The organism is Bacillus sp. m3-13 (genome assembly GCF_000175075.1).
In the GTDB taxonomy this organism is placed as follows: domain Bacteria; phylum Bacillota; class Bacilli; order Bacillales; family Bacillaceae_I; genus Sutcliffiella_A; species Sutcliffiella_A horikoshii_C.
On record NZ_ACPC01000049.1, the window covers coordinates 105,369 to 132,193 of the forward strand.

Below are 26,825 nucleotides of genomic sequence, written 5' to 3' on the forward strand. Positions count from 1 at the left end.
ATACAAAATTTAGAGTTTTTCAATTATTATCTACATTTTCCGTCAAATATAGTTTATGGTAGCAATACAGATTATTTTCAGTATAGTACCCGCGCCTCTACTGAACCTGAAATGTAATCAATAATACAATAATTTAAATAAGATTGGATTGTAATTGTAAATTTTTGGGGTTATCTGAATATTGCGATTAGCAACTTAAGGTAAAATTACGGTATTTGCTTGCACGTACTATTAATCTAAATTTATCTTTTCATTCATATCTAAAATTAGAGAAAAAAAGGTGGTAATTATGACTAAAGCTAAAATAAATGCAGCGAAAAACATGACCTCTAAGGAATTGGAAAAATATTTGGTATTTTTTTATGGAAGAAGGGTAAAGGCGAATGAAGCACTTGCAATTCTTAAAGAAGTAGATGGTTGCATCAAGGAAGATATAGTGAATAAATCACGTAAAGCTATATATGTAGCGCCAGTAGATAATGTGTGGAACTATTTTCATACTGTTCCTTCATTTAAAAATAGAATTTTAAAAAGGAATATTAAAAGTTTACAAGAGTTAAGTGATGAAGCAGATACATACTTAGTTGAGTATTTTTATGATTAGATAAATGTTTAGTTACTCTGATGCTTCCTGAGGTGTAGTTTATGCCCCACTGTGATCTTGAAATAGAATCTGTGTGTTGAATACGTAGTGGGAACAAGAGGAGTGGTCTATTAGGCTGCTCCTCTCTTTTTTGAAAAGGAAAAAACAGGATTTATTCAAGTTGTGTCGAAAAATGAAATATAGAAAAAGAAGGGATTAGTGATTTTCGTCCCACTAAAGAGGTGCAAAGTGATTACATACATAGGAACACCAAAACTAGAAACAGAACGACTAATCTTGGAAAAGTTCGAGCTCAGCGATGCCCAGAAGGTGTTTGATCACTGGATTTCAGATGAGCGGGTGTCGGACAATCGAGTGAGTGCGGCGCATACAGATGTTTCGCAGACGGTTGAGAGAGTGGCGGGTATTGTTTCGCAATATGAGAAGGAAGATTTTTGTTATTGGGCAGTGAAGTTGAAGGATAGTGGAGAGCTGATTGGCGAGATTGATTTGTATGACTTTGATGAGGCAACCGGAAATTGCGAGGTGAGTTATTCCCTCGGTTACCGGTGGTGGAATCAGGGGTATGGCACAGAAGCGCTGCGCGCCGTGATCGAATTTGGCTTTCGGCACATGAATCTGCATAAGATTGCCGCTGCTCACAACACCGACAACCCAGCGTCCGGCCGCATCATGAGCAAGGCAGGGATGGTGCAAGAGGGGATTGTGCGAGATATGATTCGGAATTCCAAAGGTCAGTATAAGGACTGTGCGATTTATGGGATCTTGGAGGGGGAGTATTTTAGTAAGGGGTTTGGGGATAAAGGGTTTATTTTGAATGTAAAGGGGTGAGGAAGATGGCACATGAAGACTGCCTAGGCTGCCGATTAGCCAACAAAAACGAAACCATCTATATGGTCTACGAAGATGACTATGTCACATGCTTACTAGACCACGACCCGTTTAACGAGGGTCATACCTTAATCCTGCCCAAACAACATTACCTAGATGTCGACGAACTCGATGACGAAACGGCCAATGCAATTATGAAAGCTTCTATATTAATATCCAAAGCCTTGAAGCGCCTCTACCAACCAGACGGCATTACCATTAACCAAAATGGTGGAGTGTTTAATGATCTGACTCATTACCATATGCATGTGGTACCGAGGTATGAGGGGCAATGGTTTGGAGAGTTTTATAGGGAGGAAGTTGTGGGGGAAGTGGATGTTAGGGAGTTGGAGCGGGTTAGGGGGAGGATGGTGGAGGTAATCGAGGAAATAAGGAAAGGTTCCATGTTATGATGAGGTGTTACTTATGACGGAACAAACTCAGATTATCTTACAGATTCAGAAGGTTATTCATTTAGTAATACATAAAAGTGACTTAAGAGAGCATGCATTTCTGGATACCTTACTACATAAATTGCAAGCTTTAAAATCCAGCCTGGAATCAGGTGAAGAAACGATAGTATTTAAGCACCATATAAACGGGGCTTTGCGAGCTTATCTAGAGACTGACTTAGTTGAAAGTTATGAAGAGCCTCTTGTTAGGGAACTGGATTTACTGGAGTCTATGTTAAAGAATAATAGTTTTAATTAGCCGCCAGGAATAACTTCTTTTTTCTATTGATATTGGTCATATAAGAGATAAAGAGGAGGAACTTTTATGAAGAAAATTATAGTAGCAATAATTCTAATAATTGTACTATTAAATTTTATGTATTTCTTCATAAGCAACAACGGGTAAAATAAGAGTTCAACAACTAATGATCCTGTCGATATAAAGAGTTAAGAGGCGAGGGATTATTGCTCAATAAGCGTATAATTCCTCCCTCTTAATTTTGTAACAATTCAATAGGCTGAAGTAAATTAGCTTTCTCTATAATTTTCTATATGCTTCTCTTGCTGACAACAAGTTTTCGTACATAACTTTTGCTGGGATAAACTCTTCATTTTCGTTAGGGCAGAAATAATAAGTTTCTTCATGTGTAACAATATTTCCTTCTATTACTGACTGGGACTCTTCATTATAAACCTCAACTTCATGATATTGATCACAAAATGGGCGGTCATAATTCAATTTTTTTACTAAATTAGCCATCCATGTGACTCCTTCCTTGTGTAAATTTAATATCTTACAATGCGTTACTCTAACATCGTTTCAATAAGTTATCTATTACTATATTTAACATAACCATCAATTAGTAGTTAATATCATACAAAATAATTAATTTCTTACTTTAAGTGCTAACGGTACTGGCAAGCAGAGCATTTATCCTATCAGGGTGAAAATGTGAAGATGTTTAATTATCGGTTGAATATTCTTTGAATATAGAGTGTCGTCGATGTCCATCATGGGAATAAATAACTATATTTATATGTATAAAGTTAACTTTGAAAGGGTGATCAAGTATGCGGGATACAAAACCGGTGACAAGTAGAGAGTGCATGTGCGGTGAGTTTGCTCTACCTGCAAAAATCACCATCGAAGAAGAATTCGAAGATATCGAGTTGGTTATCCATAATTTCCCTGTTTTTGAATGTAAGCAATGTAATGAAATAACATTCAGTCCGAGAGACCTTGTGGAATACTACAAGATGGCTGTAAAACATTACGAGAATACAAATGAAAACGAATTTGATTGTAGCTTAAGTCAGTATAATAATAGAAGAAAGAAGGGATAGCGAATGGAGAAACCTAAAGTACTGAAGGCGAATCCAAAGAAACTAACCAGGCTAAAAGGAGAAACCAAGATGGAGAAAAAGAACAAAGAAGCTTTAAAGGTTATAAGATCAATTAAAGGGATGTTTGGATGAACGTAAAAATTGAATGCGATAAGAGAACTATATTAATTGCCATAGCTCATTAATTGATTAGCTATGGTCTTTTTTATGGAACTTTCCAACTTCAAAACCGTATATTATCTAAATCACTTCATTTAGAAAGGGGTTCATACAAATGAAAAAGCTCTTTCTCTATTTCTTCTTAACCGTAGTTGTCTTACTCGGTATTATCTTCATGATCTCCCACTTTTTTGGCTTTCGATTTAGTAATGTCGCCTTCATTACAAGTATTGTCGCTGCGTTTATCACGTATAGTGGTGGTGCTTCTACATTTGGAGCAGCTACTGTAGCTGTTCAGAATCTAGGGGGATTTGCTTCATCCTCTAATGAAGAAAAGATAAGTTACATAAACCCTTTTTTCCTTGCATCATGTTCTATACTTCTGGGATGCTTTGTTTCTTTCTTTTTCTTTTATTAAATGGTCTTCTATACTTTTAGAAACTAAAAAAGCTACAGGTCATAACGTAAGTAGTTCAGATAATGTGGACGAAAACGGAATCCTTTGAAGTATGCAAGAGGGGGAATATATGAATGCTGAGCATTATAAAAAAGTTCATACTTGATAAAACCCAACTCTTAAAAATAGAAGAGTTAAAATTGCCTGAGGACGCGATTAATGAGTTTGATGAAATGTTTCAAAAATACATAGAAGCAGGGGATGGCAGTTATATTCCTTTTCAGAGTAAATACCCATTATTTTTATTTTTGAACTACGTTATTGAGAATAAAAATGTATTAGTGCACGGCTCTAATAATGCCTTAATAAATGATTTTGAACCAAGAAATAGTTCGCTCTTTAATGGTAAACCTATAAAAGCTGTTTTTGCCTCAACTGACGGAGTATGGTCGTTATTTTTTTCCGTAAAAAATAGAAAAGGATATTTAGGTTCTATAAGAAACCTTTGTTTAACTGTACCTACCAACAAAGGAATTAAACGTTATTATTATTTTTCTGTGAATAATGATGATGTAGGAAATTCTTGGACAGCCGGTACCATTTATTTCTTTCCAAAGCACCATTTTAGACAAGGTGGTATTAGAGATGAGTGGGTATGTGAAGAAAGAATAAGACCACTTGCAAAGTTATCAGTTACTCCAAATGATTTTCCTTTTTTAGATAGGGTCAGTATCCATAGAGAATCAGAGTCAATGGCAAAAACAATTTTAAAAGCACTATTTATTAAGAAGTAAACATTCACTAAAAAGAGAAAAGCTTAGAGCGATAAACTCTGAGCCTTTTTTGCGTGTTATATACTGTGTGATTTTATTTTCAAAAATCAAATTTTATTCAGCTAGTCACACATCCTCAATCACCAACATATTCGATTCATCAAACTCCCAAAACTCTCCGTAAGCAACTTCCCAATAGTATCCGTCAAGATCGGTAAAGTAACCACTATAGCCGCCCCAGTCCGTTTTCTGCGGCTTTTTCTGGATGGTTGCTCCCGCTAACTCCGCTTTCTTCATGACTTCATCCACTTCATCTATGGATTTTGTATTGTAAGCCAGGGATATTCCAGGGAAACCACTTCGGATCTCAGGAGGTTGCTGCTCATTCACATCTTTCGCTAGTTCTTCTACCGGATAAAGCGCAATCCGTGTTCCTTCATTTTTGAAAAAGATAATGGCTGGAGCGGATTCTGATCCTCTAATGGACGTGTCAAAACCTAAGTCTTTGTAAAACTGGTGTGCCTTTATGATGTCCTTTGTGCCAAGTGTGATGATATTTATGCGGTTCATTGATTTTCCTCCTTTATAATGTTCTGTTATTTACTGACTTGGAACGGCTTCTAATACAAAACTCACCACTTCGTCTCGATACTTTTGCGGTTCCTCTAATCGGGGAAAGTGAGCGCTGTGTTCAAATACAACTGTTTTGCTTGAAGGGGCGTTGTCCATGAAATATTTTTTCTGGTGCTCACATAAGACTGGATCAAACTCTCCGTGTAAAAGTAGGGAGGGCTGTTTTACCAATGGAATGATGGGAAGCAGGCTTTCAAATATCATGCCTTCTTCCTCGAGCATATGGGTATATTTCTGTGAGCGGCCCCAATTTTCAGGAGGAAGTTGGGCGTTTTCGTAGATGCGGTTTAACTCATGGGGCTCGAATGATTTTAGATAGATAGAATCCTTCTTCTCTCCTAATTCCTGATAAACCTTACCTATCGCATGCCAGAGCTCCTTGGTAGTATAGGAATCCTGTTGGATGTAACGGTTATATTCGTGTTCAGGATCCAATAGTAGGAGGGCTCGTTTAATCATTGATAGAGTAGATAATTTCAAATCAAAGGTTGGCGCCTCATAGATTACTTTTATTACAGAATTCGGATGTTCGTGTGCATACTTTAGTGCAATATAACCGCCAATTGAATGGCCTAGGACGGTCCATGATTGAATGCCGAGCTGCTTTCTTAAAGCCTCGCAGTCTGCAATAATATCATTCAAACCAAAATCTGTATCTTCCTTGATTGGATCGGAACGAAGCACACCGCGCTGATCCAATGTAATGACTCTCAGTTTTTCCCCTAACAATTTTGCCTGTTCATAACAAAAATCAATGCAGCTCGCGCCAGGACCACCGTGCAAATACAACAAGGCATCCTCGTTATTTTCTCCAATCTCCTCCACATAAAGGTTTGTACCGCGAATATGTATTATTTCCCCCACAGGATCAACTCCGTATCTATTTAAGAACTCTTTAATTGATATATTCTATATGGAAGTGAGAAACCCTTTAGGAACGCTTCAAGACTTTCTATCAAATTCTTTTTATAGGTCAAATCTCTCATTTTGCCATTCTATGCAGGAATTTCTCCAAATAGGTCAAAATGTGATAGTTATGTATATACAGTATTTGTAAAATAATAGCGAGAGGAGGGTAATGATGAAGGTTTTAGATGTGTCATCTCTGCATGAGGGGATAAGAGGGATGACCCAGCAACTGTCGCAATTAGACAAACAATTAAATGGCGTGGAAAATAGCATTCGGTCTTTTGTCGGTTCAAAGGATTCCTTTCGCGGTAAGGGAGCCAACGCGAATAGACGATTTTTTGAATACGCGCATCTTCCATTTTTGCAGTTCTTCCAAACGTTTCTCGCAAACTTTCAATCGAAGCTTCAACAGATTCAATTTGAGATGGACGGGCTGGAGGGAGATTCACGGGGATTTATCGATGAATCCTACCTGACGAGTGAGCTTCAAAGGAGAACATGAGTGGTGGAATATTCATCCTGCAAAATTCCCTAATGAACATCAATCAGGAATTCATGGTACCGACTCTCCTGCAAATGATTTATTTAAAGGGGGAAATAATAAGAGATATAATTTTATTAAAAACCAAGTAGGTAATCAGTTTTTCCCTGTAAGTGAAAAAGAAATAGAAGAAGTTGAGTCAACCCTTGGGTTAAGTTTTCCTAATGAATTGAGAGAGTTCCTTATAGAAGTTGGTTATGGGTTCTTGAAAAAATCGGAATATAATATCAATCTTATTATGGGACCAGCATCTATAAGGGATGCCAGATTAAAAGTGAATGATTTTGAATTTTATCCTGATATAGAAGTATATGAAGAACTTGAAGATGGGAAATTAATATTTTTTGAAGCAAATGAAAGTGCGTTGTTATTAATTGATTTGAGTGAGGAGAAAAATAATTCGATTTATTACGACGAGATTAAAATAGCAGATTCTTTAGAAGAGTTTTTGAAGAAAGTAATGGAAGACGACAAATATTATATTGATATGGGGTAAAGATGATGCTGTATTTTCTGGAACCAGAAGTTTCTGGTGGCCATGGTGAACAAACAATATATGGAACCGAAGAAAATGTGAGAAATGATGGCATATCCGGTCAGGTTGAATTTTTGCATTATGAGTTTGAAGGCTGGCTAGGAGACGACCTTATTGAGTCCACACCTACTTTCATAATTTCTAATAATCTAAAAAATGAACTATTAAAGAGCGATTTTAGGGACTATAAGCTGGAAGATTGTTTAGTAACGACCTCAGATGAATTTGAGGAATTGTATCCTAATAAAGAGCTACCTTCTTTTACTAGATTTATTCCACTTGGAACAATAGAAATTGAAGGGGAGAGCTTTAAAAATTGGTCAGGACATCATTTTTCTCTATCGCTAAAAGGAGAATTAGTGGTTACACAAAAGGCTTTGGATTTTTTAGAGAAATTCTCAATAGAAAATTGTGATATTACTAGACTGAAAAAATCATAAGAGTAGAATTGTGACATCTAATAAATTTGAAGAATTTAAAAAGGAGTGCAATCCGCACTCCTTTAATTTACATATTAACAGTATAATCACCTATACAAATAGCACTAGTGGACTTCCCTTTTTTCCTGTTGCCATCTACGGTATAGGCGAATACAATCTACTATCCCGAGAGTGGTTACAATGCCGAATACGAAAAATCCAAAAGGATCCATCTGATCTGTCAAGTACATCACTAGTAGCAATAAACCTAAGAAAATAGGCGCCATCCACAAGTTGCGAATCAATTTTCTGCGTGTGCTAAGTTTGTGGTAGACAAGTGCCATGCCTTTGTCTACTTTCGGTTGATTTCGATATTTTCGGTATATCACGATGTTGAGGATGATTGCTAATCCCAACAAAAGAATACTACCGATTAACAGTTGTGGTATGGTTATTGTAGCTATCCATTCTTTCATAAAAAATCCCCCCTGATTAAGCATAAAGGAAGCAGAGGCGTAAATTCAAGAATTTTCCTGTGGGTGCCACCTTTTTAAAGACTCATGCAAAGAAACCATCTCGTGGAGGTATTTGAGATGATTTTCTTTATTTTTTATGAATAGTGCTTAAAACTATTGGTGGGTCGCCGTGCCTGTCCCCTCAACCCACCAAAGACGAACATTTAAATAGGTATTTATAATTAATATTCGTATTTTCGTTGATATTCCAATGTGCGTTTGTTATATTAGGAAAGTAGTAAAATTAAATATATTTACTCGTATATACTCGGTAATATGGTCTGAGTGTCTCTACCCGGTTCCCGTGAAAGAACTGGACTACGATTGAAAGTATAGGGGAAATCCGCTTTTTTGCTGATTCCAACTTTTGATGCAGGGCTATTTGTCTGCGTCGTTATTTATACTTGAACTCGTAGGTGTAGAGGGTAGAAATTATTCTATTTTCTAGGCCTTTTTCTTTTGACCAGAGCAGCAGGAAAATACTACTTAGGAGAGATTACGTATGAAAAACATTATGGTAAGAAAATTCGCTTCATTAACATTGATTGCGGTACTGTTAGTGTCGGTATTTGCAGGTTGCAGTTCTACGACCGAATCAGCAGGTAAGGAAAAGAAAACGCAAAGGCCGATTATGGTTCAAGGACCGATGCCAATTGAAGCAGAAAAATTTGCAGATAGACTTGAGAATGTGAAGGAAGAAAAATCAGGATCGTTTGTTTTTTACATAGGGACTTTAGATAACTACCCGGTCATCGTTGCAAAAACCGGTAAAGGGATGGAAAATACGGCAGCAGCTACTGCAGTTGCCATTGAGCGATACAATCCGATTGCCATCATCAACCAAGGAACATCTGGCGGACATGATGCAGATCTAAATGTCTTTGATATCGTGTTAGGCGAAAGAACGACCAACCTTGGTTCCTTAAAGACAGCGGATAAGGACGAAAACCAAGGAATTGATCCAACTGTATGGAAGCCGATGGACTTGATGGCTTCTGAAGGAAGTGCAGGAGAAGACCCTAATGCCGAAAAGATTCGTTACTATGAAGGAGACAAAGAACTGCTTGCAGCTGCCAATGCCGTAATAGATACGTATACGGAAGGGAAAGTTGTTCAGGGGACAATCGGCTCTGCAGATGTCTGGAATAATGAAGTAGATCGGATTAAATGGTTCCATGAAAAATACGGAACATCCGTAGAAGAAATGGAAGGAGCCGCAGCTGCTCAAATCGCGGGCGCGTATGATATCGCATTTTTAGGCATAAGAATACTATCTAACAACAAAGTGAACGGGGGCAAATACAACCCGGAAACAGCAACAGCCAACCAAGGATATGTGTATGAAGTGGTGAAAGAATACATCGGCACGTTGGATGGTAATGAGGAATAACCGGATGATAAAGAGCTATACTTGTGAAAGGCCTCCATTTAATGGGGGCCATTTTATGTATGTGGAAGTTCTCTTCATGCGCGGGGACATGTCACTCGATCCATGAAGCGGATAGTTCTCAGTCCTTAGTCAAATGTCCGAAGATTTTCGATTTTTGACCGAAGATTTCGAAAAGTTGGCCGAAGTTTCAGCATAGTTGACCGAAGATTGACGGTAATTGACCGAACGAAATTTTAGGGTGTCCAAAGGTGGTCAAAAGTTGACCGAATGTCGCGTTGATTTGTCTGAACTCCTCATTGTTTACCTTCTTAATTGTCCGAAGCATAAGGATAGTTGTCCGAACTAAATTTTATAAGTAAAAAAAGAGTCATTTTCTATAAAAAAAATTGTATTTTACTGCAGTTGAAGCTCAGGAGGTACCTCGACTGCTCAAACGTTGATGTTTAATTAAAATAAAGAACAGAACCCCTTAAGAGTTCCGTCCCTAAATAGTGTTCTACCAAATCATCTCCGCAAATTCCGGGTGGTCGATAAATGGGTTGCGGTTTCCTTGGTAGTTTTCGAATATGATATTGTTGCGGCGGATTTCTCTTGCATCCACTGGGTCTTCTGCGTGCCATTGCAGCAGGACGGACAGTTTGCCGTGGTAAGGGGCACTGCCGTTATTTACTAAGTTATTAATTTCTAAATCTAGCTCCCCGCTGTCTCCTTCATAGCGAACCGCCATATAGAAAATCATGCGCGCTACGTCGCCTTTTACTTCATCACGCGGTTCCCAGGAATCACTGTCATAATAGTTACCTGGTGCTTCCGCATGTTGGCTTCCACCGTTGTCAAAGTCCAAGTTTCCTCTGGAGGAGTTTACCGTTACATCTGTTGGGCGTAAGTGGTGAAGGTCTGTGCCTGGGCCTTGTGTCGTACCGAAGTCACCATGGGATTTTGCCCATACATGCTCGCGGTTCCAGTCGTCCACTCCGCCCCCGTTTGTGGTCTTGGATTGAGAACGGCCGGAATAGAGTAAAAGAACATTGTTGGCGTTTGCCGGGTCTTCATCTGTATTACGTAGCGCATCCCACACGGCAGAGTAGGATAGAGTCTGGTGATCGTCGATGATGTTATGCAGCGCTGTTTTCAATGCGGATCCTGTTTTTCCTTCTGCAGAACTGTAATATTCATCGTAGCTTGGTGGTGGGTCAATAGGATCGGTAGGATCTGTTGTCCCTCCATCAACTCCCTCAAATGCAGATGCGTTTTTAACACCTGAATGAGAGAAGTAAGCTGTTAAAGAACCAGTAACCTTTATTTTTTTTCCCATTAGATCAGGGTTGCTCTGCAATCCATAACTTGAACGGAAGGAAGATGGGATTTGAACATAAATCATATTGGATGTGTTTGTTTCAGTCGGGCTGTCTGCTAATGCTAATGCGTAGTCATTAGGAAAATTGCTCGTAACCACTGTATTGGTTGCGGTGGGCTGTCCCACTACATAGCCTTCGACAGTCTGAGTAGAACCGTTTTGATTGGAGTTTGCTTGACTGACAGTAAACGGAGAGCTCCAAGTACCAGAACCGGCAGCGCTCATCGAATCAGGTACGGCGTGGGAGCATGCAAGGGTAAAAGCGAATAGAAAAATAAATAAGCCTCTAACTTTTTTGTTTAATCGATTCAAACCGTTTCTCCTCCTCATGGTTGCTTGCTTACATAAATAGCGTACAACACGAGGTTTAGGAATTGTGTAAAAATTGTGTAAAAGGCGATAAATGAGGCTTTTGGAGGATAGGGGGAGTCGAGGGGACATGCACGACGACCCATGTTAATCCCGTCAACCAAACTCAAAAGAGACATGCTGATTTGCATGTCTCAATTGATACGGGGAAAGAATTTGTCACACTACCCACGAAATTTTTTATAGACCTACTTCATCCACCGCATAAGTAGCATCTGCATTGCTGAACCCTTCATATTCTAACTGTTCGATTAGGCCACTTCTTGAGAATGCAGTGTAATCAAGGTAGTCTTGAGCCATTTGAACTGCTTGGGCTTGCCAATCTACACTGATTTTATCTACAGCATAAGTAGCATCCGCAGTACTGAACCCTTCATATTCTAGCTGTTGGATTAATCCAGTTCTTGAGAATGCAGTGTAATTCAGGTAATCTTGCGCCATTTGAACTGCTTGTGTTTGTGCCATTGTTTCTGCGTTTCTTGCAGCTTCTTCAGCCTCTTTTTTAGCTTGCTCTTCGGCTTCTTTCTTAGCTTGCTCTTCGGCTTCTTTCTTAGCTTGCTCTTCGGCTTCTTTCTTAGCTTGTTCTTCCGCTTCTTTCTTAGCCTGCTCTTCAGCCTCTATCTTAGCTTGTTTCTCTTCGGCTTCTTTCTTGGCTTGCTCTTCCGCTTCTTTTTTAGCGTTGTCTTCTTCCTCTTCCTTCACAGCCTCGTTGTCTTCTTTCTCAGCTTCATCTTCTTCCTCTATTTGCTCGCTGTTAACTGCACTATCGCTAGTGGCAGGTGTAGTTATTGCAAATAAAGTGAAAAATACTACAGTAGCAATTCCAAAATACTTCGCCACATTTTTTCTTTTTCTCTTAGCTTCAGGAGACCATGATAAAACAATATTTGGCTTAATCATGCCTACAAAAAATGCTAAAAATGAAATGAAAAATAATATTAAAAATAAACTATCCATCAGTTTTCCTCCTAGATTTTACTTCTTCTTACTCATTCATGTCGTCAGGGAACATGATCTCATCAAACACTTCGTTTGTTTCTTCGTCTTGAATAAGAATATTGACCTTATACTTGTCAGGGTCAACTCCATCGTACATTTGATACATCATTCCCCCAATGCCAAGGGCAAAAGATGCAAATCCGTCCATGCTGTTTTCATAAGTTGTTTTATTCACCACCATCGTGAATTCAGTAAACGAATTATTGTGAGTGATATCCTGAATCGAAACGAAATCTTCGCTAGTTTTCATTTCTTCTATAGAATCTGTTATGGACTGATTAATTTCAGCCAACATTTCTTTATGTTTCGACGTGCTCATCTTGTAAGTAACAGATCCGTCATCATTCTTGGCAGCCTTAATCCCTTCTGCTTCAGCCTCAACGATTACAGTGTCTAAATCTTCACCTTCAAACATGGAGGCCGGAATGGTAACCTCAACATTAAATAAGCCCTTGTCCACACGAGCTGCTTCACTATCTGAAGTATCTTGATTCTTCGCTTCTGTTGAAGAATTCTCCTCGGCAACTGCCTCTTTATCACTATTAGAGGAACATGCTGTAAGTACCAACATCCCCGCTAAAAAAATTGTAATCCATAATTTATTCAAAGTAATTCCTCCTACATTTCAAAATCTTCACCCAGTGTAACGTCCCTGTAACATTACTGCAATATGTTTTTAACATTTGGTTATATTTTACTAAGTTAATAGATGGTGACTTTCTAAGTCCAATATATGTAAAAACTTCTGAAATATGAGAGAAGGTTGGGAAGGGGAGGATGAACCCATCTTCACCCGTTAATTAATAAAAAAAGAGACATGCTGAAGCAACATGTCTCTTGGTGTGGGAGAAGTATGGAGGTTTTCAGTTTTTATGACCTCGGAATCTGTCTATCGTGTGATATTAGTGGGTCAAAGAGTCCTCTACACAAGTTCTAAATTATAGTGGTAAAACTCCTCATCTCTCTTGTATCCATTTTTCTCATATAATCGCTGAGCTGCTTCATTATCCGGTGTTGTTTCCAACGTTATACTTTTAGACCCTGTCTCACTAGCAAACTCCTTTGCTTTCTGTAAAAGTTGTTCCCCGACTCCTTGTTTTCTGGCATTTGCATCTACAAACATGTCATTTAAAATCCATGCTCGTTTCATTGAGATGGATGAAAAGGTGGGATAGAGTTGGGTGAACCCGACGTATTCGTGGTTAGATTTTCCAATGAATATAACGGAATCTTCGTTTTCTAAGCGACTTTTTATAAATGCCTTCGCTCCATCTAAATCTGGTGTTTGTTGATAGAAAGTACGATACCTATTAAACAATTGGGCAACAGCTTCTAAATCTTTTATGGTAGCTTGATAGATCTCCATTTTTGTTATCTCCCTTGCTTTAGATTAGTTCTATTTTATCGACTTGGTGGTAATATTTACATAAGCATTTGAAGGTATTTCATTCAATTGGCTTATGATTTTATTATAATAATAGAATATTACTTTAATTTTAAAAGACAGGGTGGGATATAGCATGGATGAGATAGATCAAAGTATTCTTCGTCATCTTCAAGAAAATGCCCGGATATCGATGACAGAACTGGGTAAGAGGATTGGGCTTTCCACGCCGGCAACCAATGAGCGGGTGAAAAAGCTTGAGGATAAAGAGGTAATCATGGGATACAGGGCGATTGTGGATCCTGAGAAACTTGATAAGAATGTGACAGCCTTTATTCTCTTTGATACCAAACAAGGGAAGAAGTTTAGAGACTTTTGCAGAGAGCATCCGGTTGTTGTGGAGTGCCATCGACTGGCAGGTCAATACAGTTATTTAGTGAAAGTAGTGGGGGAATCGGTTAAAGAGCTTGAAGAATTCATTGATGCGACTTTGCCGTTTGGAGAGCCGTCTACCTTGATTAAGTTGTCTTCTGTGGTGGAGTTTAAACCGGTGGTGTAGAGGGGCAGGTTCCTCGACTCGTTTATAGTAGGACGAAACGCCTGGCCCTTCTGCTTAAGCAAAATGGGTCGGCGTGCCTGTCCCTACTACTTCATCAGTACCTTAACGGTTGTTCCGCAACCAAGCTCACTTGTTATGGTGACTTTTCCGCCATGTGCTTCGACGATATCTCTTCCGATGGCCATTCCGAGTCCGGTGCCACGAATGTTTTGGGTGTTTGTACCGCGGTAATATCGCTCAAAAATATGCTCTAAGTCGTGTGATGGGATTCCTTTTCCGGTATCGGAAATTAGGATGCCGTCTGACATAACTTGTATGCTCACTTCAATATCATCTTCATTATGAATGAGGGCATTATAAATAAAGTTAAGTATCGCCCTCTTCATTAAATGGCGATCCATTTTCCAGTTTGATTCTGGTGAACTACTCTCAAAAGAAATATGGTATTTGCTGAATTGAGGGTCATTCAATAGGTCAATTACAATCTCTCTTACAAAGCTCTCGACCCGTGTTTCCTCTAAATCTAGAGGCATCTCTTGATTCCTCAGTCTTGTTGTGAGATTAAAGTCATCAAGCAAATCCTTCATATAGATGGATTGACGTTCGATTACTTCTGCATATTCCAACCGCTCTTCTGGTGTTAAATCCTGATAGCGGAGTAATTCTGCATAACCTCTTATGGAAGCAAGTGGTGTTTTTAAATCATGAGAAACGTTGCTGATCCAATCATCTCTCAATTTCTCGAGCTTTGTTCGTTCATTTTCATGGGCTTGGAGAGTCTTGGATACATCATTCAGGTTGGTGAATACAGGCTTGAAAATCCCCATTTTTTTCATTTCCCATACGGAAAAATTGCGCTTTTTCAGTTGTGTTATACGGTCGATCAGTCTTGTTATAGGCTTTGTTAATATAGAACTGAACAGTAACCCTACAATAGATGCAATGATCAGGTCCACAATAAGAATGACAAGTAAGGATTTAGAAAGAAAAGCGAAAATAGATTCAGCTTCAAGCATGAAGACGACACGTTGCTCTTTAGAGTCTGGAACTCCGACTAGATAATCATAGGGTTCAAACTCACCAATAAAATAAGTGACAAACTCATCATCCATGTATTTATAAATATGAATAAGTTCCAAGGGACTATAGTGTTCAGGCGCATTTTCGGGAGCTAGGGCAGAGGTGACGACATGCCCGTTGGTATCAAGGATTTGAATCCATGCACCAAAAGATTGCAAAGCTTCAATCCCTTCTTCCGATACGGCAGGCTGCCCGTTTTCCATCACTAAGTACTTGTTGAAATGACGGGAAAACACCTCTCCGGAATCGCTTGAAACATCATCCATTCCTTGACCTTGTTGCTGAATGAACATCCCAATAAGAATGACGGTGTTAATGATTATTACAATAAAGACAATGATGAGTACAGATACTAAATAACGTCCGGTCAGTTTCCATTTCACAAGTGCTCACCTACTTTGGGATGAATCGATAACCAAGCCCTTTTACAGTAATGATATAAGTTGGCTTGGACGGTGTATCCTCTATTTTTTCACGTAAACGTCTGATATGTACCGTTAATGTATTGTCTGCACCGTAAAATTCTTCCCCCCACACTTTATTAAAAAGTGTCTCTTTACTAATAATATGATTGGGATTTCTCATAAAGCATGCCATTAACCCAACTTCCTTGGCGGTCAATTCTAGCATCTTCCCATCTTTCATCACTTCTGTTTCCTCATGATTGATGGAAAAGGAACCAACAGAAATCACCTTTTCATTTTTGTTGGAAGTTGATGCACCAACCGTGCTGTAGCCTGCACGTCGAAGCTGAGCCTTTACTCGAAACGCCACTTCCTTTGGGCTGAATGGTTTTGAAATATAATCATCGCCGCCAATTGCAAGCCCCAAAATTTTATCGACTTCTTCTGTTTTGGCTGATAAAAATAACACAGGTACCCGCGAAATCTCCCGTATTTTTTTGCATAAATCATACCCCTCACCATCAGGTAACATGACATCCAGAATGACGATGTTAGGATGGAAGTCGTTGAACTCGTTCCACCCCTGATTAACCGTCCCAGCTATTCTTATTTCAGAAAATCCTTCTTTTATTAGAGCAGTTTTAATTAATGTACATAAATCCTTTTCATCATCCACTATTAATATTCGTGGTTTGTCCATTATGCCAGTCACCTCCTTTAACTTTTATTGATCCACCAATCTCATTTCTACTAGTATAAATCAATGCCTGAACTAAATGTATGTCTTTTCCACCTGTTTTACCTAATTTAAGGATTTTGTAAGGTACCGTTGATTTTGATGTAAGGTTGGCCCGGTATAGTAAGGACATACGAAAGAAAGAGGTGTATATAAATGGAACCATTATTAGTGGTAGATAAAGTACAAAAAATATATGGCAAGGGAACAAATACCTTTAACGCGCTTCAGGATATCTCATTTGAGATTCATCCTGGGGAGTTTGTTGGGGTGATGGGTCCGTCTGGTGCTGGGAAATCCACCTTGTTAAACGTCTTGGCGACAATTGATTCTCCGACCAAGGGGGATATCTTCCTTGGAGAAGAAAATATTTCAAAGCTGAAGGATGAATCACTAGCCGATTTCCGTCGTGATCATCTGGGGTTCATTTTTCAGGACTACCATCTGCTTGATTCCCTAACAGTAAAGGAAAATATTTTGCTGCCTTTAGCGATTGCAAAAAAGCCGGCAGCCGAAATAAAGAAAAGGGTAGAGGCGATGGCAGATACATTTGGTATTTCTTCCTTATTAGATAAATATCCTTATCAGCTGTCAGGCGGGCAAAAGCAACGGACTGCCGCAAGTCGTGCTCTTGTGACAAATCCTAAGCTAATCTTTGCAGATGAACCAACAGGTGCGCTTGATTCCAAGTCTGCTTCGGATTTACTCACAAGCTTAAGTAATCTGAATGAAGAACAGGAGACGACTATCATGATGGTGACGCATGATGCGTATGCAGCCAGCTATTGTCGCAGAATTTTGTTCATAAAAGATGGTGAATTGTCTAAGGAGCTATATCGCGGTACGAAGTCGCGTAAGGAGTTTTTTCAACATATATTAAGCGAACTCGCTACATTAGGTGGTGACGTCCATGACGTTATTTGATTTAGCCATAAAGAATATACAACGTAATGTAAAGAGCTATGCCCTTTATATTGGTACCACCATCTTTTCCATCGTCATCTACTTTACATTTGTGACGCTTAAATATAGCGGGGACATTAGTGCCCTTGAAGAAACATCAAAGCAAATCCAAGGAATCATGAGTGCCTCAGCATTTGTCTTGATGATATTTGTGGCCATCTTTATTATTTATTCTAATTCATTTTTTATGAAAAAGAGAAAAAAGGAAGTAGCCCTCTATTCATTATTGGGTGTACGCAAACGTTCAATTGGATTTTTGCTCTTTTTTGAAAACATGGTGATAGGCGTATTGTCGCTAGTAGTCGGACTCGGACTCGGTTTTTTACTTTCCCGTGTCCTGCTGTCGATCTTGATGAAATTAATGAATATGAACATGATTGTCGGTTTCGCGTTTTCGATGGATGCCGTACTAAATACCTTGTTGGTGTTCTTCATTATTTTTCTTATTTACATCGTTACAAGGATATCGTGTTATGTATCAATTTAAACTTATTGATCTCTTTCATGCTGAAAAAAAAGGAGAGGAGATACCAAAGGCACGGGCTATTACAGCGCTATTAGGTGTCGTAGCTCTAGGTGGAGCCTACTGGCTGGCACTTCAAGATTTGTTGACCTCTGAAATTTGGCGTACGCTTGGTCTAGCAATGCCAATAGTCATTATTGCTTTAACCGTAATTGGTTCTGGCCTTATTTTTCATAGTGTTTTGGTATTTATTTTGTCCGTTTTGAAAAAGAAGGAGATCTGGGCTTGGAAGGGTCTTAATCTGATGACTGTCTCACAACTGCTTTACCGGATCCGCGCCAATGCCAGAACGCTAACGATCATCGCCATTTTGAGTGCGACGACCATTACTGCGGGTGGTGGGGTTTTCGGCATCTACTATAATGCGGAAAAAAGTGTCTTGGACAATGCGCCGTTCACCTTTATGTGGGAAGGTGACCCCATTGCTATTGATGCTAGTGTGTTAGAGCATGAAGAAACCATTAGAAGTAAAGCGATACGTGTAACAGAGGACGGGTATGAAAGGGAATATTCGGTCATCAATCAGTCTACGTTTGAAAAGGTTGCAGGCTATCTGGAGTGGAGCGACCTGCATAGCATCAAGGAAGGCGAAATCCTGATGATTGACGCCTTTTATGATGAAAGGTGGTCCATCAAACAAGAATCGGTTGTTATTGATGAAAAAAAGCATACAATCGTCAAGCAATATGACAAAGCATTATTAAATACCTTTTCCTTTGGTAGCATCACGGTTGTCGTAACAGATGAGGAGTATAGGAGCATCGCATCTGATGAGCGGACTTTTCAAGCGGTGCAGGTTGAGGATTACAAAAATCAGCTGGCTTTGTCAGAGCAATTAGAGGCTTCACCTGTCTCCGTAAATTTCTCTAGTGCCACAAAGGATTATAAAGAGTCAATTGAAGCATTTGGCTCACTCCTGTTTGTGGGGAGCTTTTTAGGGTTGGTATTTCTAGTAGCGACCGGAAGTATCATCTTTTTCAAAATGATGACAGAGGCGGAAGAAGATAAAGAAAAGTATGCGATGCTTCATAAGCTTGGGGTTTCAACCCGGGAACGAAAACGCACCGTTCGCAATCAAGTGGCGGTTATCTTTACGGCACCGCTCGTGTTAGGTCTGCTCCACGGTGGGGTTGCCCTGGCGGCATTTTCCAAGCTGTTCATGATGGATCTGCGGGTTCCTGTTGTCCTTTGGATGCTTGCATACACCGCCATCTATACCATTTACTATTTTGTGACTGTTAGAGGCTTTAATAAAACTATTCAACAACACTATGTGGGGGAATCTTGATGAAAAAATTCATAATTTTTGTTAGTGGTATGTTCGTTCTTCTTGTTGGAATCGTCCTTGTCTTGTCAAACATTGATTTCAATAGACTAGCAAAAGATAATGCATATGTTCAAATTACAAAGCCCACTTCTGTGGAGGAAATGAAGTTGGATTCCGGTGAAATTATGACAACCTACTGGTACACATTGCCCGCATATCATGAAGACGGAAGGATGATAGAAGTAAAATTCTCCGCTAGTAAGGAACTGCGTGAAGAAGCCTACCTCATGCTATACCTAACAAATGAAGACAACGTAACCTCATACGACGAAGTTACCTATGAGGTCTACCAGAGAGCTGTTGGGGGAGGGGCGTGAGTGGACAGTAAAAGAAGTGACGGTACTTCGCTCCGTGGAAGACATGGATGCGGAGGTACCGTCTTTTTTTGTGGTGAAGGGGATGGATGTGGGTCATGGTGACCCAGTGCGGTGCGGTGTGCCTTTCCCTATGACACCTTAAATGCTTCGAAATTGGAGCTGAATCCGAAGTTTGGAATTTCGATGTCGGGTTCGATGTCACCGTCGGTAGTGCTTTGGCCGAAAATTTCAACGAGGTCTCCAGCTTGCAGTTGGAGGACGGCTGAAACATTGACGACGTTGAGGTTTGTTAGTTGATTCCAGTAATCATTATCGACTTGAACGGTGATGCCGTTTACGACAATGTCTGCTCTTGTTCGATACGGAACATTTTCATCTGGTGCAAAGGTAAAGCTTGCTGCTACATAATAGACTCCACTTTCACGAGGTACAAACGTAGAGTTAGTAGAGTTGTAGATGTTACCGATATCGAACTGCTCTTCTTCAAACGTGATTTTACTTGATTGACCTGCTACTAGTGGTTGAATGCCTGTTTTTAGTGCGCGGAATGCTGGTGTCATGCGGTCTCGACCACCTTCACCGCATTTTACGTTGATGGTAATGTCTTTAGAGTCTTTTTTATGATGGTGGAAAGAAGCAGTAGCGGGCGTTTCATCACTCTTGTAATGATAGTATTTCAATTTTCTCACCTCCTTATCGTTTCTACTAATATATGCAAGCGGTGATAGATTTGATTGGGTTGAGGGTATAGACACCGCTGTTGATTTCCGCAAATGGCTTCGCTTTCCGCTGGGAACTTTGAGCCTCCTCGGTCTGCGCCCTGCGGGGTCTCAACATTGTCGCTACTCCCCCGCTGGAGTCTTCGCCATTTGCTCCAATCCACAGCTCGAAATCAACAAGCACTATATGATATCAGTTTTTCAGTGGTCTCGGACAAGCACGCTGACCCATTTTGAATGGTAGGGAAGTGGGGCGGGGTGCCTGTCCCTACGACGTCGGTATAATTTCTCTTATCTTTTTCATACTAAGATCGAAAACGAAAAAAGGAGGGATACACACCATGGCAAAAAGAAGCGGCAAAACAGATGCGGAACAAAAGAATAAAAAAGGCTTTGACGCTAGTCAAACAGACGCTGAATTTTCTAAGGAATTAGGTAGTGCAGCAGCTAACCAAGCCCATAAAGAAAAAGCGAAAAAAGAAAAGTCCTCTAAGAATCAAGGGGAATGGAATGGAATGAACTAATGGTCGTTCCTTTGTAAGAAGAAAAGCTTTCATTCCTAGTTCGTTTAGGAATGGAAGCTTTTATCTTAATTAGCGTTCTTATAATAAACTAAATGGTCGGTCCACTCGTCATTTTCGTATATAAAGTCTTTCCGAACACATTCAAATTCCATCCCAACACTTTCTGCCAATTTCATAGAAGGAGTATTATCCAAATTAATGTGGGCTTCTATGCGGTGAAAGTTCAACTGTTGAAAAGCAATGGCAAGTGCTGCGCTTACTGCTTCTCTGCCGTAACCTAATCTCCAATACTGATTATGTATCGTATATCCTATCCTTCCCCAATGGAAATCATCTCTTGCAAGAATGGAAAAATCGATCATTCCTATGTGCGTCCCATCATTTTTTCTAAACACACCAAATATATGAGCTTTGTCTTCTAGTGCCAATTCTTGATGTTTATCAACCAGATTGTGAAACCATTCTAACGTACATACACTCATATCCATTTTTCCTTCATCATAAGGATGTTGGGAAGGTAACCTATTTTCATATTCGTTTAACCAGTTTTGATAGTCGTTTTTGTTTAATGGTCTTATTAATAATCTAGCAGTCTCTGAAAAATACTCGAATTTTCCCTCTTTTTTAGTCAATATGACATCTCCTCATGGTGCGTTATCTATTTTATAGTCCAAGTTTTTAATTTATAAGCCACTTTTTCATTATATAGTCCATTTTGGATCATATAAATGCCATTCGACTAAATGTGATTGGAAAATTCAGAGTTTCAGCTTTTCATAAATTGGGAATGTGAAAAAAAGGAAGTATACTAGAGCAAATGTTTTATAGAAACTTCGATTTCCGTCCATAGAGATAGGAAGAAAGTTACAGTTTTTGGAGTAGGGGCTTGCTATCTAGAAAAAAACATAAACCATAACACCTATTCTAAACAAGTTGGCAAATTGGTAAAATTAAACTAACTGTTTTTAAATGAACGTGGGTGGTGACCGTGAAATGAAAATTTTAGAAGTAGATTCGCTTCATACAGAACTTCAATCCATGCTAGAGAAATTGGAGTTGCAAAAGGAAGCAGTGGAAAAGATACATAATGATGTCATGGGGATCGTTGGTCTGGAAGATGCCTTGAAGGGGCAAGGTGGACAGGCAATTCGAGCATTTTATCAGGACTGCCATATTCCATTTTTGACCTATTATCAATCTATGCTTGATGAATTTAAGAACACGTTAAATGGAATGAAAAGTGCTCTCCAGTCTGTTGAACCATCGAGTTCAGGCTATATTAATGAGAGCTTTTTGCAGAACGACTTGCCGCGCGCGCTGGATAATGCAAGGCGAATGACAACAGACTTAGCAAACGAAACAAATCAGATTCTCTATTCTGTGAGCGACATTGTCTCCTTGCCCAACTTAAGGGAAGATGGATTTGTCGATCAGGTCCGAATGGCAGAGAAGGATATTGACCAAACGCTTGAGAAACTACATGTATTTGATCAGGAACAAACGAGAAAACTAGATGCTGTTTCAGAAAGTAGCCAGGTTGCATCCGGTTATATTGAACAGATAAATTCCATGTTCACTGCGAAAAAAATCAGTATCGGCGGGTATGAATCTGGTTCGCTGCTAGAGAAGTTGGCGAATGAAGCGGTGGGGTCTGGAGTGAATGCACCTGGTAGTGCTTCGGGTACGACGCTGAATGGGAACTCGATTAGTGAACGTGCGTTGAATTTGTTGTTGTCGCATGAGAGTAATATGAATTCGGATGGACCGGACACAGGAGATAAGGATGAGCGGAAAAGCCTTTTCCAGGCCATAAAGGATGGTGCTTTTGACTCCTTTGCGCCACTTGCGGTCATGGTGGCAGCACACAAATCTAATCTTCTTCGGATTGAGTACACAAAAAAGAAGAATCATTATACGTTTAAGTATAATAGGAAGGTTTCTCAGTTTCTTAAAGGTAGAATTGGTCCTAAATGGTCACGGTTACTCATTCAGAAGATTAATAGGACTTCTAAGCAGTATAGGAATATGCAAAAAGAATTGAAAGCTCAAAAGGCTAAGCTAGGGAAGGAATTTAAGGATCCTAGAAGTTTTATGAAGAGAGCACAAGCTTTTGGGTGGAAAAGAGCAACTGGGCACATGTCTCTACATGAAGTTGTCAAAGAGAAAATTGTGAAACATTCATCGAAAAACATGGTCATTCCAAAGGAAGCTTTTAAGAAAGTTGCTGCTAGAGCGTCAGGTACGGCGACTGCTTTTGTTAGCACCTATACTGCGATTACTACGGCATGGGAAAGAAGGAGTGAAGCAGATGGTTTAGAAGGAAAAGAAAAACATAATGTGCTGGGGCGTGTTGTTGCAGAAGAAACAAATAGAGCCGTTGCAACAGTAGGTGGTGCTACAGCAGGAGCTTATGTTGGAGCAGCCATTGGAGGAGTACTCTCAGGTCCATTTGCCCCTTTTGGAGCAGCTGCTGGAGCCGTAATTGGAAGTGCAATTGGGGCTACAGTTGGCGAATGGGCATCCAAATACACAAATAAATGGGCAAGTGATGCTGGGGCAGCTATTGGAGAGAAAATTTATGATGTTAAGAAAAAGGCAAAAAGTGCAATTGAAGGCGCTAAAGATGCATTAAGTAATGCCAAGGATTCACTCTTTGGATGGGTAGGTTAATTTAACTTTAAAAAAATAAAGGTGATGTTAAAGGATGATAGATACGTAATGAAATATATTGCAATTTTTGTCGGTATGCTAGGTATATTTATACTAATTAATTTTCTTTTTTCCCTCCTGTATATACTAAGTAGATCAGCTGGGAAAGGTTTTTATCGATGGATTACCTATGACCTTGATTTCTTGGAGATTTTATCTGCTCCGTTATTTGGAATAACCCAATGGGTAGCAGATATTACTTATGGACGTTTTAATTGGTTCGTAGCGAGAGTGTTACTACTTTTATATGCCTTACTAATTTTTATACTATCAATCGTTTGCTTTAGCATGTTTTGGTATATGGCAGATAAGTATTAATTGCTGAAGAGGAATAGTTATATACACACAATTAAAATAATTGAAGTGTTAATCTTTGGTTATGTTATGGATATTCAGTAACCGTAATGTGAAGGATGCTAGATACCTAATGAAATTTTTAGAAACTATTAGTTTTATGCTCTCAGTTTTTTTATTATTTAACTTCTTATTTTCACTAGTATATATACTTAGTAAATCGGCAGGGAAAGGTTTTTATCGTTGGATTACTTTAGGAATGGACTTTCTTGCCATTATGGTTTTTCCTTTTTTTGGATTGACTCAATTGGTTGCTAGTAGTACGTATGAGCGATTTAATTGGTTTGTAGCGAGAATGTTGTTAATTCTTTATGCAATTGTTATTTTCTCTCTTATGATTGCGTTTTTTATTGGTTTCACCTATTTTGTAGGTAAGCGGTGATTAAGTATAGAAGAATGCAATTTGCTTTTTAAAGGTAGTATTAAAGGATGTTAGATAATAATGCAAATTCTTGCGGTTTCTTTTGGTTCTCTTGGGGCATTTATATTAATTAATTTTTTCTTTTCCCTTATATATATACTTAGTAGATCAGCAGGAAATGGAGTGTATCGTTGGTTTACTCATGATTTGGATTTTTTGGCGATTATCTTTGCCCCGTTATTTGGGTTAACTCAATGGGCGGCAAGTAGTTTATATGAGCGATATAATTGGTTTGTGGCAAGAGTGTTTCTGCTTTTTTATGCCATATTTATATTAATTTTTTCATTACTTTGCTTTAGTATGTTTGGTTATTTTACAGATCGGATGTAATTTATGTTTAGATGTGTTGAAAATTTTGTTTGCACAAATAATAAATTGCTAGTGTTGTAGGATGTGTAGAGTTTAATGGAATTCATTGGAACTATTTTCTTTATGGTTGGTGGAGGTTTAACATTTAATTTTATCTTTGCCCTCTTATATATACTTAGCAGATCAGCAGGAAGAGGCTTTTATCGCTGGATTACTCATGGGGGTCTTCTAGATGTCTTATGTTTCCCTGTAATAGGTTTGACTCAATGGGCGGCAGGTAGTATATATGAGCGATATAATTGGTTTGTGGCGAGGGTGTTGTTAATTTTTTATGCCATGTTCATATTAATTGTAGCGATACTTTGCTTCATTATATTTGGGTATATTGCAGATCAGTATTAATCGATTGTGGAACTGTTAAGGAAAACTATTAAACGAGTCCTGTAAAAGAAAGGAGTTACTCATATGTCATATACTCTTACCGCGGAAGAATACATACTATCGCTTTTATTGCTTGATGGGGCGGAAGTGGCCGCTTCGATCAAGGACGAAGTGTTCGGTGATATTTCGGATCAGTTATTGGAGTGTCGGCTGGATAGTGCGACAAGCGGCCTGATTTCTAAAGGGTTATTGTCGGTGGACCGTAATCAGGAGAAGGTGGATGAACAGTTCCAAAACTTTTTGATGGGCCTGACAAAGATTAAACGTATTATTCGTTGCCAAATTGCTACTGATGAAGGTGCCAGTACGGTGTCGTTATTCTGCGATAAGAATTTTACTGTTCAACAATCATTGTATGATAACCGTATTTTCAAGTTATTTGTTGAGTCGGATGAGCAGAAAGTGAGCAGGTTGATGGACCTGAGTCTTAATCGAGTGGAAGGTCAGGCATTTTCTGTGAAGGAGCCTCAATTTGAAAAGGTTGTAGACAAATTGTTGGCGGGCAGGGAGCTTACTGGAGAAGAGTCCAGTTTGTTTGATCCGCATTTTTTAGACGTGCTTGTGGCGAAGAAAGGCAAGTTGAATTCGTTGTATGATTATCGTCTTGGGGAGCAGGTAGCCATTGGTGCCCTTTTGTATATTAGTAGTGGGGAGCAGACATGGTTTATCGAAAACAATGAGGATAATTTGATCATTGCACCGTTTTCGTTTGGGGATTTATTTGAATAATGGGTTTTGGGGACAGGCACGCCGCCCAAGTTGGGGGCGTGCTTGCCTCCATTACAATTACTATGTGCGACTTCGCTGTTTCTTAGCGGGGTCGTTTTTTGTTGGGATTTGTCGCTTCGCTTGTATTGGGAGTAGTTTGGACAGTAAGTCAGATAGCAGAGGCGAACGATTGAAGGATACGTTGCAGCTACATCTAAAGTCGTACTTATCCCATTAGAAAGCAGTATTATAACTTCCATCCTTCGCTGAATGTTACCAAATTCTTCTTCCTTTATGATAAAAGTATCAAAGGTGAAGAGGGAGATCAGCAATGAACAGTTTATATAAGGACAGCAGGTTTCAGTATATAATTTTGGCCAATGTGGCGTCAGCGATTGGTAGCGGGATCACGATGATTGCGATTCCGTGGCTGTTGGTGACGAGCGATAATGGCAATGAAGTGTTTGGTTATGTGGCAATTTGTATGACTATCATCAATTTTATCTTGACGCCGTACTTGGGGTATTTGATTGATAAAATTTCTAGGAAGAGAATGCTGGTAAGCAGTAAGGTGGTCAGTCTCCTTGCTTTGGCTTTATTTTCGGGAGTTGGTTTTGTTGGATTGGACTATGAACTTTGGCATTATATTGTCATCTACATGATTGGTAGCCTGTATTACACGATTTTTTATCCAACGATGTTTGCTTTAAATCAGGAGTTGTTTTCTAAAGATCAATTTAAGGTATTGAACGGCACGATGGAGGTGCAGGGTCAGTTGTCGAGCATGGTGGCCGGAGCGATTGCTAGTGTTCTTCTATTAAAATGGGACCTTCATTATATTTTGTTTTTGGATGTGTGTACGTACGCGATTGCGATTTACTTTTTTGTGAAGATACCTTATGTGAGGAAGCGTGCAGGGGGAGGAGTTTCCGAGGGTTCTAAGAGGAGCGCATTTGCGGCCATTGATTTTATGAAAAGGGAGCCGGCGATGTTCCTGTTTTTGCTGGCCTCGACCTTGCCGTTCATTGGGGTGATGCTCACAAACTATCTTTTTCCTGTTTACTTGGCGGATGTGTTGAAA

The 26,825-nt window shown here is 39.3% G+C and carries 36 protein-coding genes, 1 pseudogene and 1 riboswitch; of the genes and pseudogenes, 25 read left to right on the plus strand and 12 right to left on the minus strand.

Going from position 1 to position 26,825, the window contains the following annotated elements:
• Nucleotides 1-289 precede the first annotated feature (289 nt).
• From M313_RS0121100 to M313_RS0121115, 4 genes are all read left to right on the plus strand, one after another.
• Nucleotides 290-604 (plus strand): hypothetical protein, encoded by a 315-nt coding sequence (locus M313_RS0121100; protein WP_010199940.1) that lies wholly within the window; start codon nt 290-292, stop codon nt 602-604.
• Between the two features lie 228 nt (nt 605-832).
• Nucleotides 833-1,435, plus strand: a complete 603-nt coding sequence (locus M313_RS0121105; protein WP_010199942.1) for a GNAT family N-acetyltransferase — start codon at nt 833-835, stop codon at nt 1,433-1,435.
• Nucleotides 1,436-1,440: 5 nt separating this feature from the next.
• Nucleotides 1,441-1,887: an HIT family protein gene (locus M313_RS0121110; RefSeq protein ID WP_010199945.1), complete on the plus strand. Its 447-nt coding sequence runs from the start codon at nt 1,441-1,443 to the stop codon at nt 1,885-1,887.
• Between the two features lie 13 nt (nt 1,888-1,900).
• Nucleotides 1,901-2,185, plus strand: coding sequence for a hypothetical protein (locus M313_RS0121115; protein ID WP_010199946.1), 285 nt, complete (start codon nt 1,901-1,903; stop codon nt 2,183-2,185).
• Between the two features lie 279 nt (nt 2,186-2,464).
• On the opposite strand, the gene M313_RS0121125 is transcribed toward M313_RS0121115, so the two are convergent.
• On the minus strand, nt 2,465-2,686 hold the full coding sequence (locus M313_RS0121125) for a hypothetical protein (RefSeq protein ID WP_010199947.1): 222 nt from the start codon (nt 2,684-2,686) through the stop codon (nt 2,465-2,467).
• A 311-nt stretch (nt 2,687-2,997) separates the two neighbouring features.
• Here M313_RS0121125 and M313_RS0121130 point away from each other — a divergent pair, with 311 nt between their 5' ends.
• The 4 genes from M313_RS0121130 to M313_RS0121145 all read left to right on the plus strand — a co-directional run bounded on the left by M313_RS0121130 (nt 2,998) and on the right by M313_RS0121145 (nt 4,620).
• A complete protein-coding gene (locus M313_RS0121130) occupies nt 2,998-3,270 on the plus strand; it encodes a YgiT-type zinc finger protein (RefSeq protein ID WP_010199948.1) in 273 nt (90 codons plus the stop codon).
• A gap of 3 nt (nt 3,271-3,273) precedes the next feature.
• Nucleotides 3,274-3,402 (plus strand): hypothetical protein, encoded by a 129-nt coding sequence (locus M313_RS26705; protein ID WP_010199949.1) that lies wholly within the window; start codon nt 3,274-3,276, stop codon nt 3,400-3,402.
• 142 nt (nt 3,403-3,544) lie between these two features.
• Entirely contained in the window at nt 3,545-3,847 is a 303-nt protein-coding gene (locus M313_RS0121140) for a hypothetical protein (protein ID WP_010199950.1), read from the plus strand.
• Nucleotides 3,848-3,960: 113 nt separating this feature from the next.
• Entirely contained in the window at nt 3,961-4,620 is a 660-nt protein-coding gene (locus M313_RS0121145) for a hypothetical protein (RefSeq protein WP_010199951.1), read from the plus strand.
• 105 nt (nt 4,621-4,725) lie between these two features.
• Here M313_RS0121145 and M313_RS0121150 read toward each other — a convergent pair whose 3' ends face one another.
• Both M313_RS0121150 and M313_RS0121155 read right to left on the minus strand, forming a co-directional pair.
• On the minus strand, nt 4,726-5,169 hold the full coding sequence (locus tag M313_RS0121150; protein WP_010199953.1) for a VOC family protein: 444 nt from the start codon (nt 5,167-5,169) through the stop codon (nt 4,726-4,728).
• Between the two features lie 30 nt (nt 5,170-5,199).
• Nucleotides 5,200-6,096: an alpha/beta fold hydrolase gene (locus tag M313_RS0121155; RefSeq protein WP_010199954.1), complete on the minus strand. Its 897-nt coding sequence runs from the start codon at nt 6,094-6,096 to the stop codon at nt 5,200-5,202.
• 262 nt (nt 6,097-6,358) lie between these two features.
• Here M313_RS0121155 and M313_RS0121160 point away from each other — a divergent pair, with 262 nt between their 5' ends.
• The 4 genes and pseudogenes from M313_RS0121160 (at nt 6,359) to M313_RS0121170 (ending at nt 7,657) form a co-directional block, all read left to right on the plus strand.
• Complete coding sequence (locus M313_RS0121160; protein ID WP_234946592.1) at nt 6,359-6,643, plus strand: T7SS effector LXG polymorphic toxin; 285 nt, start codon at nt 6,359-6,361, stop codon at nt 6,641-6,643.
• Nucleotides 6,624-6,746 (plus strand): annotated as a pseudogene (locus tag M313_RS27095) (hypothetical protein); the annotation flags it as partial. The gene M313_RS0121160 and the pseudogene M313_RS27095, both read left to right, overlap by 20 nt.
• Before the next feature lie 12 nt (nt 6,747-6,758).
• Entirely contained in the window at nt 6,759-7,178 is a 420-nt protein-coding gene (locus M313_RS0121165) for an SMI1/KNR4 family protein (protein ID WP_029326633.1), read from the plus strand.
• Nucleotides 7,179-7,180: 2 nt separating this feature from the next.
• Nucleotides 7,181-7,657 carry a hypothetical protein gene (locus M313_RS0121170; protein WP_029326634.1) on the plus strand — a complete coding sequence of 159 codons (477 nt, stop codon included), beginning with the start codon at nt 7,181-7,183 and terminating at the stop codon, nt 7,655-7,657.
• A gap of 104 nt (nt 7,658-7,761) precedes the next feature.
• On the opposite strand, the gene M313_RS0121175 is transcribed toward M313_RS0121170, so the two are convergent.
• A complete protein-coding gene (locus M313_RS0121175) occupies nt 7,762-8,112 on the minus strand; it encodes a hypothetical protein (protein ID WP_010199961.1) in 351 nt (116 codons plus the stop codon).
• Between the two features lie 277 nt (nt 8,113-8,389).
• A riboswitch (purine riboswitch) is annotated at nt 8,390-8,492 on the plus strand.
• A 161-nt stretch (nt 8,493-8,653) separates the two neighbouring features.
• Here M313_RS0121175 and M313_RS0121180 point away from each other — a divergent pair.
• Nucleotides 8,654-9,541: a 5'-methylthioadenosine/S-adenosylhomocysteine nucleosidase gene (locus M313_RS0121180; RefSeq protein ID WP_010199962.1), complete on the plus strand. Its 888-nt coding sequence runs from the start codon at nt 8,654-8,656 to the stop codon at nt 9,539-9,541.
• Nucleotides 9,542-10,037: 496 nt separating this feature from the next.
• Here the strand turns inward: M313_RS0121180 and M313_RS0121185 are convergent, their stop codons facing one another.
• The 4 genes from M313_RS0121185 to M313_RS0121200 form a co-directional block, all read right to left on the minus strand.
• Nucleotides 10,038-11,123 (minus strand): endonuclease, encoded by a 1,086-nt coding sequence (locus tag M313_RS0121185; RefSeq protein ID WP_157182535.1) that lies wholly within the window; start codon nt 11,121-11,123, stop codon nt 10,038-10,040.
• Between the two features lie 324 nt (nt 11,124-11,447).
• Nucleotides 11,448-12,224, minus strand: a complete 777-nt coding sequence (locus tag M313_RS0121190; RefSeq protein ID WP_010199966.1) for an Ltp family lipoprotein — start codon at nt 12,222-12,224, stop codon at nt 11,448-11,450.
• A gap of 28 nt (nt 12,225-12,252) precedes the next feature.
• Nucleotides 12,253-12,873, minus strand: a complete 621-nt coding sequence (locus M313_RS0121195; protein ID WP_010199968.1) for a hypothetical protein — start codon at nt 12,871-12,873, stop codon at nt 12,253-12,255.
• A gap of 315 nt (nt 12,874-13,188) precedes the next feature.
• Nucleotides 13,189-13,632 (minus strand): GNAT family N-acetyltransferase, encoded by a 444-nt coding sequence (locus tag M313_RS0121200; protein WP_010199970.1) that lies wholly within the window; start codon nt 13,630-13,632, stop codon nt 13,189-13,191.
• Between the two features lie 154 nt (nt 13,633-13,786).
• Between M313_RS0121200 and M313_RS0121205 the strand changes: the two genes are divergently transcribed.
• Nucleotides 13,787-14,209 (plus strand): Lrp/AsnC family transcriptional regulator, encoded by a 423-nt coding sequence (locus M313_RS0121205; RefSeq protein WP_010199972.1) that lies wholly within the window; start codon nt 13,787-13,789, stop codon nt 14,207-14,209.
• Nucleotides 14,210-14,295: 86 nt separating this feature from the next.
• On the opposite strand, the gene M313_RS0121210 is transcribed toward M313_RS0121205, so the two are convergent.
• Nucleotides 14,296-15,672, minus strand: coding sequence for a sensor histidine kinase (locus M313_RS0121210; RefSeq protein WP_010199974.1), 1,377 nt, complete (start codon nt 15,670-15,672; stop codon nt 14,296-14,298).
• A 10-nt stretch (nt 15,673-15,682) separates the two neighbouring features.
• Nucleotides 15,683-16,393, minus strand: coding sequence for a response regulator transcription factor (locus tag M313_RS0121215; RefSeq protein ID WP_010199977.1), 711 nt, complete (start codon nt 16,391-16,393; stop codon nt 15,683-15,685).
• Between the two features lie 192 nt (nt 16,394-16,585).
• Between M313_RS0121215 and M313_RS0121220 the strand changes: the two genes are divergently transcribed.
• Genes M313_RS0121220 through M313_RS0121230 form a run of 4 tightly spaced genes read left to right on the plus strand, consistent with a single transcriptional unit; the run spans nt 16,586 to nt 19,559 of the window.
• On the plus strand, nt 16,586-17,353 hold the full coding sequence (locus M313_RS0121220; RefSeq protein WP_010199978.1) for an ABC transporter ATP-binding protein: 768 nt from the start codon (nt 16,586-16,588) through the stop codon (nt 17,351-17,353).
• Nucleotides 17,340-17,879: an FtsX-like permease family protein gene (locus M313_RS26880; protein WP_326929624.1), complete on the plus strand. Its 540-nt coding sequence runs from the start codon at nt 17,340-17,342 to the stop codon at nt 17,877-17,879. The genes M313_RS0121220 and M313_RS26880 overlap by 14 nt, the downstream gene beginning before the upstream one ends.
• Complete coding sequence (locus M313_RS24290) at nt 17,866-19,203, plus strand: ABC transporter permease family protein (RefSeq protein ID WP_326929625.1); 1,338 nt, start codon at nt 17,866-17,868, stop codon at nt 19,201-19,203. The genes M313_RS26880 and M313_RS24290 overlap by 14 nt, the downstream gene beginning before the upstream one ends.
• Nucleotides 19,203-19,559, plus strand: coding sequence for a YxeA family protein (locus tag M313_RS0121230; protein WP_010199979.1), 357 nt, complete (start codon nt 19,203-19,205; stop codon nt 19,557-19,559). The genes M313_RS24290 and M313_RS0121230 overlap by 1 nt, the downstream gene beginning before the upstream one ends.
• Before the next feature lie 128 nt (nt 19,560-19,687).
• On the opposite strand, the gene M313_RS0121240 is transcribed toward M313_RS0121230, so the two are convergent.
• Nucleotides 19,688-20,239, minus strand: a complete 552-nt coding sequence (locus M313_RS0121240) for a C1q-like domain-containing protein (protein ID WP_010199982.1) — start codon at nt 20,237-20,239, stop codon at nt 19,688-19,690.
• Between the two features lie 380 nt (nt 20,240-20,619).
• Here M313_RS0121240 and M313_RS0121245 point away from each other — a divergent pair, with 380 nt between their 5' ends.
• Nucleotides 20,620-20,802, plus strand: a complete 183-nt coding sequence (locus M313_RS0121245) for a hypothetical protein (RefSeq protein ID WP_010199986.1) — start codon at nt 20,620-20,622, stop codon at nt 20,800-20,802.
• A 65-nt stretch (nt 20,803-20,867) separates the two neighbouring features.
• Here M313_RS0121245 and M313_RS0121250 read toward each other — a convergent pair whose 3' ends face one another.
• Nucleotides 20,868-21,434 (minus strand): GNAT family N-acetyltransferase, encoded by a 567-nt coding sequence (locus M313_RS0121250; RefSeq protein ID WP_010199990.1) that lies wholly within the window; start codon nt 21,432-21,434, stop codon nt 20,868-20,870.
• 361 nt (nt 21,435-21,795) lie between these two features.
• Here M313_RS0121250 and M313_RS24790 point away from each other — a divergent pair, with 361 nt between their 5' ends.
• The 6 genes from M313_RS24790 to M313_RS0121285 all read left to right on the plus strand — a co-directional run.
• Complete coding sequence (locus M313_RS24790; RefSeq protein ID WP_010199991.1) at nt 21,796-23,472, plus strand: T7SS effector LXG polymorphic toxin; 1,677 nt, start codon at nt 21,796-21,798, stop codon at nt 23,470-23,472.
• Nucleotides 23,473-23,938: 466 nt separating this feature from the next.
• Nucleotides 23,939-24,247 carry a hypothetical protein gene (locus M313_RS0121265; protein WP_010199995.1) on the plus strand — a complete coding sequence of 103 codons (309 nt, stop codon included), beginning with the start codon at nt 23,939-23,941 and terminating at the stop codon, nt 24,245-24,247.
• Between the two features lie 60 nt (nt 24,248-24,307).
• The gene (locus tag M313_RS0121270; protein ID WP_010199997.1) at nt 24,308-24,616 is read left to right on the plus strand and encodes a hypothetical protein; all 309 of its coding nucleotides are present in this window, start codon (nt 24,308-24,310) and stop codon (nt 24,614-24,616) included.
• 75 nt (nt 24,617-24,691) lie between these two features.
• A complete protein-coding gene (locus M313_RS0121275; RefSeq protein ID WP_010200000.1) occupies nt 24,692-24,997 on the plus strand; it encodes a hypothetical protein in 306 nt (101 codons plus the stop codon).
• Nucleotides 24,998-25,060: 63 nt separating this feature from the next.
• On the plus strand, nt 25,061-25,765 hold the full coding sequence (locus tag M313_RS0121280; protein ID WP_010200003.1) for a YfjC family protein: 705 nt from the start codon (nt 25,061-25,063) through the stop codon (nt 25,763-25,765).
• Nucleotides 25,766-26,075: 310 nt separating this feature from the next.
• The coding region (locus tag M313_RS0121285) for an MFS transporter (protein ID WP_010200006.1) at nt 26,076-26,825 on the plus strand (750 nt) is incomplete at its 3' end.